Consider the following 9,311-nt stretch of genomic DNA (forward strand, 5'->3'; position numbering starts at 1 on the left):
TGGGTCAGACCGCGTCTTCGCCGGTTTCGCCGGTGCGGATGCGCACCACTTGTTCCACCGGGTACACGAAAATCTTGCCGTCGCCGATCTTGCCGGTGCGCGCGGCGGCGACGATGGATTCGATGGCGCGGTCCACCAGGTCGTCGGCAATCACCACCTCGATTTTCACCTTCGGCAGGAAATCCACCACGTATTCGGCGCCGCGGTACAGCTCGGTATGGCCCTTCTGGCGACCAAAGCCTTTGACCTCGGTAACGGTCAGGCCGTTGATGCCAATGTCAGATAATGCCTCGCGAACCTCGTCCAGCTTGAATGGCTTGATGATGGCTTCGACTTTTTTCATGATCGTAACTCCTTGTATGGGCAGGCCAAACCGGTCGGCGCGGGGTGGGATTGTCTGGCAATATTCCACCTGCGGCCTTATAAATGCAGGGGATTGCGTGTATTATTACGCGCTTTCCTGATCCTTGTCTCCATTGTTGCGGGTATACAATGTCGCACATTCTCAAGCTGCGGGGCGGTGTTGCCCTGTCCCAGTTCCGACTTGACAAACTCCTGGCCAATGCGCGCGAAGCCGGTCTACCAGACCTGACTGTCGCGGCCGAATACTGGCATTTCGCCGAAAGCGAATCGCCGCTATCCGAGGCACAAGTTGCCGTGCTGGAAAAACTGCTGACCTATGGCGAACCGCCGCTGGCACAGGAACCGTCCGGTGAATTCTTCCTGGTTACGCCACGTCTGGGCACGTTGTCCCCGTGGGCGTCCAAGGCAACCGACATCGCGCGTCACTGCGGCCTGGACAAGGTACTGCGCATCGAGCGCGGCATTGCGTATCACGTTCAGTCTGCCACCCCGTTTACCGAAGAGGCTCGCCAGCGTTTGGCGGGCCTCTTGCACGATCGCATGACGGAAACCGTGCTGGCCAGCCTGGCCGACGCGGACCGCCTGTTCGTGCACGTCGAGCCGCAACCGTTGTCCACCGTGGACATCCTGGGTGGTGGCAAGGCGGCGCTGGACGCGGCCAACGCCGATATGGGCCTGGCGCTGTCGCCGGATGAAGTGGACTACCTGGTAGAAAACTTCATCAAGCTGCAACGCAACCCCACCGACGTGGAACTGATGATGTTCGCACAGGCGAACTCCGAGCACTGTCGTCACAAGATTTTCAACGCCCAGTTCATCATCGACGGCGTGGAGCAGGGCAAGTCGCTGTTCCGCATGATCCGCGACACGCACGACGCCCACCCGCAGGGCACCCGCGTGGCGTACAAGGACAACGCCTCGGTGATCGATGGCGCCACCATCGAGCGCTTCTACCCGCAGCCGGGCAGCCATACTTACGCCTTCAGCGAAGAGCCGACCCACATCCTGATGAAGGTGGAAACCCACAACCACCCGACCGCGATTTCCCCGTTCCCCGGTGCGTCTACCGGTAACGGCGGCGAAATCCGCGACGAAGGCGCCACCGGTCGCGGTTCGCGTCCGAAGGCCGGCCTGTCGGGCTTTACCGTGTCCAACCTGAACGTACCGGGCTTCCAGCAGCCGTGGGAAACCAAGCAGTACGGCAAGCCGGGCCGCATTGCGTCCGCGCTGGACATCATGATCGAAGGCCCGATCGGCGGCGCCGCGTTCAACAACGAATTCGGCCGCCCGAACCTGGCCGGTTACTTCCGTACCTTTGAAGACGACTTCCAGGGCGAACGCCGTGGCTACCACAAGCCGATTATGATCGCCGGTGGCCTGGGCAACATCCAGGAACAGCAGATCTTCAAGAACGAGATTCCGGAAGGCGCACTGCTGATCCAGCTGGGTGGCCCCAGCTTGCTGATCGGCCTGGGCGGCGGTGCTGCCTCCTCGATGGATACCGGCGCCAACAGCGAAAACCTGGACTTCGACTCGGTACAGCGCGGCAACCCGGAAATCGAACGCCGTTGCCAGGAAGTGATCGACCGCTGCTGGCAGCGCGGCGCGGCCAACCCGATCGTGTCCATCCACGACGTGGGCGCCGGCGGTCTGTCCAACGCCTTCCCGGAGCTGGTGAATGACGCCGGCCGTGGTGCCATCTTCCACCTGCGCAAAGTGCATCTGGAAGAAAAAGGCATGACCCCGATGCAGATCTGGTCCAACGAATCGCAAGAGCGTTACGTGATGGCCGTGATGCCGGAAGACCTGGCCACCTTTACCGAGATCTGCGAGCGCGAGCGTTGCCCGTTTGCCGTGATGGGCGTGGCTACCGATGACGGCCACCTGCAAGTGCGCGACGACTACTTCGACAACAACCCGGTCGACATGCCGCTGGAAGTGCTGCTGGGCAAACCGCCGCGCATGACCCGCGACGTGAAAACCGTGCCGGTCACCACCGACGCGCTGAACGCCGCACAGTACGACCTGAAAGAATCGGCGTACCGCGTGCTGCGCAACCCGACCGTGGCCGACAAGAGCTTCCTGATCACCATCGGCGACCGTACCGTGGGCGGCATGACCGCGCGCGACCAGATGGTAGGCCCGTGGCAGGTGCCGGTGGCCGACGTGGCGGTGACCGCGATGGGCTTCAACACCACGCTGGGCGAAGCGATGTCTATGGGCGAGCGCACCCCGGTAGCCCTGTTTGACGCGCCGGCAGCTGGCCGCGTGTCGGTAGGCGAATCGCTGCTGAACCTGGCTGCGGCCAACGTGGGCGAGCTGGGCAATGTGAAGCTGTCTGCCAACTGGATGGCGGCCGCCGGCCATGCTGGCGAAGACGCCAAGCTGTACGCCACCGTCAAGGCCATTTCCGACCTGTGCGTGGCGATCGACGTCAGTATCCCGGTAGGCAAGGACTCGCTGTCGATGAAGACAGTGTGGGAAGAGGCTGGCGAGAAAAAGGCAGTCACTGCGCCGCTGTCGCTGATCATTTCCGCGTTCGCCCCGGTGGCCGACGTACGCAAGACCGTCACCCCGCAACTGCGCGCTGCCGACAGCGCACTGCTGCTGCTGGACCTGGGCGAAGGCAAGAACCGCCTGGGCGGCTCTATCTTTGGTCAGGTATGGAACGACATGAACGGCCAGGCGCCGGACGTGGATAGCGCCGACAAGCTGGCGTCGGCCTTCACCGTGATTCAGTCGCTGGTGGACGACGGCAAGCTGCTGGCTTACCACGACCGCTCCGACGGCGGCCTGTTCGCCACGCTGGCCGAAATGTGCTTTGCCGGCCACCTGGGCGCGCAGATCGAGCTGTCGGCGCTGACCGGCGGCAATGCGGCCAACGTCAACGCCGTGCTGTTCAACGAAGAGCTGGGCGCAGTGCTGCAAGTGGCTGCCGACGAGATCGACAACGTGCTGAAGCGCTTCGAGATCATGGGTCTGGCGGCCAACGTATCGGTAATCGGCATGCCAGCTACCGACGGCGTGCTGCGCCTGGTACACCGCGACGACGAGCTGTTTGCCCAGAGCCGCGTGGCCCTGCAGCAAGCCTGGTCGGAAACCAGCTACCGTCTGCAACGCCTGCGTGACAACCCGGCGTGCGCCGACAGCGAGTACGCCCAGATTGCCGACGCCGATGCGCGCGGCCTGTTTGCCGAACTGACCTTCGATACCGAAGACAACCCGGCGGCACCGTTCATTGCCACCGGTGCGCGCCCGCGCATCGCCATCCTGCGCGAGCAGGGCGTGAACGGCCAGATCGAGATGGGTGCCGCCTTTACCCGTGCGGGTTTTGAAGCGGTGGACGTGCACATGTCCGACGTGATCGCCGGCCGCGTACAGCTGGCCGACTTCAAAGGCCTGGCGGCGTGCGGTGGCTTCAGCTACGGCGACGTGCTGGGCGCAGGCGAAGGCTGGGCCAAGAGCATCCTGTTCAACGGCCAGGCGCGCGAGCAGTTCGAGGCCTTCTTTGGCCGCGGCGATACCTTCGCGCTAGGCGTGTGCAACGGTTGCCAGATGATGTCCAACCTGTCGGACATCATTCCGGGCGCCCAGCACTGGCCGAAGCTGAAGCGTAACGCTTCCGAGCAGTTCGAAGCCCGCTTTGCGATGGTGGAAGTGACCGAGTCGCCGTCCATCTTCCTGCAGGACATGATCGGCTCCAAGCTGCCGGTGGTGGTGTCGCACGGCGAAGGCCGCGCGGTGTTTGCCCCGGGCGCGCAAGAGCAGGTGCTGACCGCGCTGCGTTATGTGGACTTCAACGGTCAGGCTACCGAAACCTACCCGCTGAACCCCAACGGTTCGCCGGCAGGCATTACCGGCGTTACCACGCCGGACGGCCGCTTCACCATCATGATGCCGCACCCGGAGCGCGTGTTCCGCACCCTGCAGAACAGCTGGCACCCGGAAAGCTGGGGCGAAAACGGCGGCTGGTTCCGCATGTTCGCCAGCGCCCGCCGCTGGGTGGGTTAAGGTTGGCCGCAGGCCTGGCCTGCGCAGCCTGAAATCAAGCGCCAACCGCAAGGTTGGCGCTTTTTTCTTGCAGCTGGCGGCTCGTCGGTGCGCTGTCTGGCTATGCGGCATGAAGATAGCTCGCTGGTCGCGGCACCGGCTGGACGCAAAGGCCTTGGCACGCTGCGCCAATTGCAATAAGTTGGCAGGGGGCATGGCTTGTTGCATCATGCTGCCCACCGCGTTGTAGCGTCAGCCCGCCTTGCCTGAGAGTAGCCCGATATGCTGTATCCGCCTCCCGTTCTCCGTATCCGCCCGGCAGCGTTCCTGTGTTGGCCGCGTGTGCGGCAAGCCTTGTTGCTGGCGCTGCTGGGCTGGCTGTCTGCCATTGCCGTGCTGCTTGCAACGACCCAACCCGGGGTGCCGGCATCGAATGCGCTGTCGTTGGGTGCGCTGGGCGAGCTGATCAACCTGCTGACGCTGCTATTCCTGTTCTGGGTGGTGCAGTGTGCCCATATCAACCGCCGTGCCTATGTAATGTTGTCGGCCGGGTTGTTCCTGTGGCTGAGCGGGGGAACGATCGACCTGCTGGATGAGTATTGCTGGCAGCCGTCGTGGTTGGGTCTGGCGGAAGACGGCTTTCGCAGTAGCGGCATGGCGCTGGTAGTGGCTGGCTGCGTACAGGTGATGCGCCAGATGTGCGACGTATATGGGCAGATGGCCGCGCAAGCCATGTCCGATGAGCTGACCCGGCTGCCAAACCGGCGCTATTTCCGGCAAATGCTGAACAAACAATGGCTGCCGGGTAGCGCGATGCTGATGATCGACCTGGATCACTTCAAGCGTATCAACGATGGCGGTGGTCACGATGTCGGTGACCGGGTGTTGCAGGATTTTGCCGGCCTGCTGCACGCGCAGTGCCCGCCAGGTGGGCATGTGGCCAGGCTGGGTGGCGAGGAGTTTGTCATGCTGGTGCGGGGCGATGCTGACGAAGCGATGCGGGTAGCCGAAGCAATCAGGGCGGCGGCCGCCGCCTCGTGCACGGCAGATGGCGTTCACTACACCGCCAGCATCGGGCTGGCTGTATGGCAGCAGGGCGAGGCCGTGGGGGAGATGATGCGCCGGGCTGACCAGGCCTTGTACCGGGCAAAAGAGATGGGGCGCAATCGGGTGGAAGTGGCGTAGGGCAGGGCGGCATGGCCATACGCTGGCAGCGGGAACTTCCCGCTGCGCGCTGCTTTCCAAGCAGCAATGACAAAAGCGCCTGATCTTTTACAGAGTCAGGCGCCAGTCAGAGAGTGGTGCGAAAGGAGAGACTCGAACTCTCACGCCGCGAGGCGCTGGAACCTAAATCCAGTGCGTCTACCAATTCCGCCACTTTCGCACGCTCGGCATTGCTGCCGTCGAGGTGGTGCATAATAGAACAGGCAGCATCATTTGGCAAGTATCGATATCAAATAGCATCGTGGTGGAACTTATGTAACAATATGTAGTCCATGACAATTGTAGTCCCCACATAACACGCGCGAGGAGAATCGTCGCCATGCAACCGAACCTTCACACTGCTTACAAAACCACCGCGTACAGCGGCGCAAGCCACAAGGTTCTTCGTAATACCTACGGCCTGCTGGCCCTGTCCATGGTGCCCACCGTCATCGGCGGCGCCATCGGTGCCAATATGAGCTTTGCCTTCATGGCCGGCAGCCCCATCATGAGCGTCCTAATCATGATGGCCGTGATTTACGGCCTGATGTTTGCCGTACAAGCCAACCGCAACAATGCGCTGGGCGTGCCGCTGATGCTGGTTTTTACCTTCGCCATGGGCCTGATGCTGGGGCCGTTGCTGCAAGTGGCACTGAAGCTGTCCAATGGCGCACAGCTGATCATGGTAGCGGGCGGCGGTACCGCAGCCGTGTTTGCCGTCATGGCGGGCATTGCCACCACCACCAAACGCGATCTGTCCGGCATGGGCAAGTTCCTGACCGTTGGCGCCGTGGTGCTGATGGTGGCCGTACTGGCCAACATCTTCCTGCAGCTGCCGGCGCTGGCACTGACCATCTCCGCCGCGTTTGTGCTGTTCAGCTCGCTGATGATTCTGTGGGAAGTGAAAAACGTGGTTGATGGTGGAGAGACCAGCTACATCTCTGCCGCGCTGGGTATCTACATCAGCATCTACAACCTGTTTACCAGCTTGCTGCACCTGCTGATGGCTTTTGCAGGCGATCGCGACTAAACAGACTGCCAAGCATTGCAATCGACAAACGCCGGCCTTTGCCGGCGTTTTTGTTTGCCGCCATCTGTGAAAACGTACATAATCAAACCATCCATTTCACAGGCATAACGCCATGCTCGATATTGTCATCAGTGCCTTCCTGGCCGCCGGCGCAAGCGGCGGCGCCGTCTGGCTATGGCTGAAGCCGCAGCGGGATGCTGCTTATTTGCAGGGCAGGGCGGAAGTGGAGCTGGAGCTGGCGCAGCTGCAAGGCCAGTGGCAGCACGCCCGCGAGCAGCGGCAGCAGCTACAGCAACGGGAAGCCGACACCCGCCTGGCGCTGGATGACACACGTCAGCAACTGGCGGACAGCCAGCAGAAGCTGGCCAGCCTGGCCAGCCACCTGCAACGCGTGCCAGACCTGGAGCAACGGCTGCGCGACAAAGACCAGCAGTTGGCCGCATTGCAGCAACAGCTGGCGGGGCAGGGGGCACGCCTGGCTGCCAGCGAAGAGCAGGGGCGGCAACTGGACCGCATTCTGCAAGAACGCGGCCAACTACAAGTGCGCCTGGCAGATTTGCAGCAGGAATACACCCAGCTGCAGCTTGATCGCCAGCAACTGCAAACGCTGCTGGAGCAGGAGCGGCAGCAGGCTGCCGATAAGCTAGCCTTGCTCGGCGAAGCGCGCGAAAGCCTGAGCCAGCAGTTCAAGCTGCTGGCCAGTGACATCCTGGAAGAAAAAAGCCAACGATTCACCGAACAGAACCGCCAGCACCTGGGGCAGCTGCTGGGCCCTATGCACGAGCGCCTGCAGGCATTCGGCAAGCTGGTGCAAGACACCTACGACAAAGACAGCAAGGAGCGCCTGAGCCTGGAGCATGAGCTGCGCCGCTTGCAGCAACTCAACACCCAGCTCAACCAGGATGCCGTCGCGTTGACCAACGCCTTGACCGGCAGCAACAACAAGACCCAAGGGAATTGGGGCGAAATGGTGCTGGAGAAAGTGCTTGAAAGCTCGGGCCTGATGCGTGATCGCGAGTACCGCGTACAGGTGTCCGACCACGTCGAGCAACACGATGGCAGCCAGCGCCGATACCAGCCGGACGTCGTGATCGACCTGCCGGAAAACAAGCAACTGGTGATCGATGCCAAGGTATCCCTGAACGCCTACGTGCGTTACACCGCCAGCAGCGACCCCACCCAGCAGGATGCCGAACTCAAAGCACACATTGCCTCGCTTCGGCAACACATCCGCACGCTGGCCGACAAGCGCTACCAGGACCTGTACAAGCTGAACACGCTGGACTTCGTGTTCATGTTCATTCCGGTAGAGCCGGCCTATCTGCTAGCCGTACAGCACGACATGAGCCTGTTCAGCGAAGCCTTCGAGCGCCGTATCATGATCGTTGGCCCCAGCACCTTGCTGGCCACGCTACGCACCGTTGCCAGCATCTGGCGCTACGAGTACCAAAACCGTAATGCGCAGGAAATTGCCCGCCAAGGCGGAGCCATGTATGACAAACTGGCCAGTCTGGCGGAAAGCCTGGATAAAATGGGCCGCCAGATCAGCCTGCTGCAAGACAGCCACCAGCAGACACTGCGCCAACTCAGCACCGGCAGCGGCAACCTGATGGGGCGGGCAGAGCGGCTGCGCAAACTCGGCGCCAAAACCAGCAAGCAGCTGCCGGCACACCTGCTGGACGAGCAAGAAGAAATCAGCCCGGAAAATCCGCAATAATTCTTGCCATCCGGTGACGTGTCATCTACAAAGAAATCAGGCAGCAGAAAGGAGGGAGCAAACCATGGAATCGCTAGTGTTGTTGTTAATGATTGCAGTAAGTGTTGCGCTCTTTAGCCGTAAAGCGTCTGTCCTGAAGCGAGCACGCATCCACGTGCGCCCGCAAACCCCGGCCTACCGCCGGCAACGCTCCGACCTTTACTAATGCCTTGTGGTGTTTGGAATGAAGTAGTTTGCACGCAGTTAGCAGTATCGTCAGACGAACCTTAGTTTTATTCACCCCAACACAAAGCCGGCCCGATGGCCGGCTTTGTCATGTCAATGCTAGTCCGCAGCGGCTTGCTGGAAGGCTTCAATCAGTCCGGCAGGCGTCCCTTTGGCAAAGGCGGCATATAGCGAGCCATCCAGCCCAACCAGCGGCAGCAGCCTTTGCACACTGGCCGAGCTGTGCCCCAGCGCTTGCAACTTCGTGTACAGCCCGATTTCAGTCGAGGCAATCAGGTCACAGCGCCCATTGATGAACTTGTTGACGTTTTGCGTGCCATCCGATGCCAACTCCAGCCGGGTAAAACCCGCGCCTTGCAAGAAAGCTTGCCGATAATCGTTGGCCAGGACGCAAACCGAGGCAAGTCGTGCGGCATCCATATTGTTGACCCGCAAGTCCCGACCATCAGCAAGCTTGAAGAAATACACCGGGTAGTCCGCTAGCTTGACGGGGAAATCAAATAGCACCTCACGCTCGGCTGTTCGGCCAATCGGGAAAATCAGGGTGCCAGGTTTGGCGCGCGCCTCCTGCAAGGCTCTGGACCACGGCAGCACCTGGATGCGACTGCGCGGAATGCCCAGCTTGTCCAGTACCCGATACAGCCTGGTGCCGGTCTGGTGGTTCTGACAACGCTAATGAACCCGGTTAACACCGAAAAAGCCCCCTCTGGGGTTTAGTATTTACGTCGTATAATTCGGCCTTATGTAAAACGCATCGGACATGGCGTTGTCTAACGCCATAGG

Annotated in this window: 6 protein-coding genes and 1 tRNA gene; 4 read left to right on the forward strand and 3 right to left on the reverse strand. The window is 61.4% G+C overall.

What is annotated here, in order from left to right; translation table 11 throughout:
• Positions 1-4 precede the first annotated feature (4 nt).
• The gene (locus FLQ03_RS18530; RefSeq protein WP_144373909.1) at positions 5-343 is read right to left on the reverse strand and encodes a P-II family nitrogen regulator; all 339 of its coding nucleotides are present in this window, start codon (positions 341-343) and stop codon (positions 5-7) included.
• Between the two features lie 149 nt (positions 344-492).
• On the opposite strand from FLQ03_RS18530, the gene purL reads away from it, so the two are divergent.
• The gene (purL, locus tag FLQ03_RS18535; RefSeq protein ID WP_144373910.1) at positions 493-4,374 is read left to right on the forward strand and encodes a phosphoribosylformylglycinamidine synthase; all 3,882 of its coding nucleotides are present in this window, start codon (positions 493-495) and stop codon (positions 4,372-4,374) included.
• 261 nt (positions 4,375-4,635) lie between these two features.
• Positions 4,636-5,538 carry a GGDEF domain-containing protein gene (locus tag FLQ03_RS18540; protein WP_144373911.1) on the forward strand — a complete coding sequence of 301 codons (903 nt, stop codon included), beginning with the start codon at positions 4,636-4,638 and terminating at the stop codon, positions 5,536-5,538.
• 114 nt (positions 5,539-5,652) lie between these two features.
• Here FLQ03_RS18540 and FLQ03_RS18545 read toward each other — a convergent pair.
• Positions 5,653-5,737 (reverse strand) — tRNA-Leu (locus tag FLQ03_RS18545).
• A 159-nt stretch (positions 5,738-5,896) separates the two neighbouring features.
• Here FLQ03_RS18545 and FLQ03_RS18550 point away from each other — a divergent pair.
• Together FLQ03_RS18550 and FLQ03_RS18555 are read left to right on the forward strand one after the other, a co-directional pair.
• Entirely contained in the window at positions 5,897-6,586 is a 690-nt protein-coding gene (locus tag FLQ03_RS18550) for a Bax inhibitor-1/YccA family protein (RefSeq protein WP_144373912.1), read from the forward strand.
• A 112-nt stretch (positions 6,587-6,698) separates the two neighbouring features.
• Positions 6,699-8,303, forward strand: coding sequence for a DNA recombination protein RmuC (locus FLQ03_RS18555; protein WP_144373913.1), 1,605 nt, complete (start codon positions 6,699-6,701; stop codon positions 8,301-8,303).
• 324 nt (positions 8,304-8,627) lie between these two features.
• Here FLQ03_RS18555 and FLQ03_RS18560 read toward each other — a convergent pair whose 3' ends face one another.
• Positions 8,628-9,101 carry a type 2 periplasmic-binding domain-containing protein gene (locus FLQ03_RS18560; protein WP_144373914.1) on the reverse strand — a complete coding sequence of 158 codons (474 nt, stop codon included), beginning with the start codon at positions 9,099-9,101 and terminating at the stop codon, positions 8,628-8,630.
• Between the last annotated feature and the right edge of the window lie 210 nt (positions 9,102-9,311).

The sequence above is a fragment of the Vogesella urethralis genome, assembly GCF_007644045.2.
In the GTDB taxonomy this organism is placed as follows: Bacteria; Pseudomonadota; Gammaproteobacteria; order Burkholderiales; family Chromobacteriaceae; genus Vogesella; species Vogesella urethralis.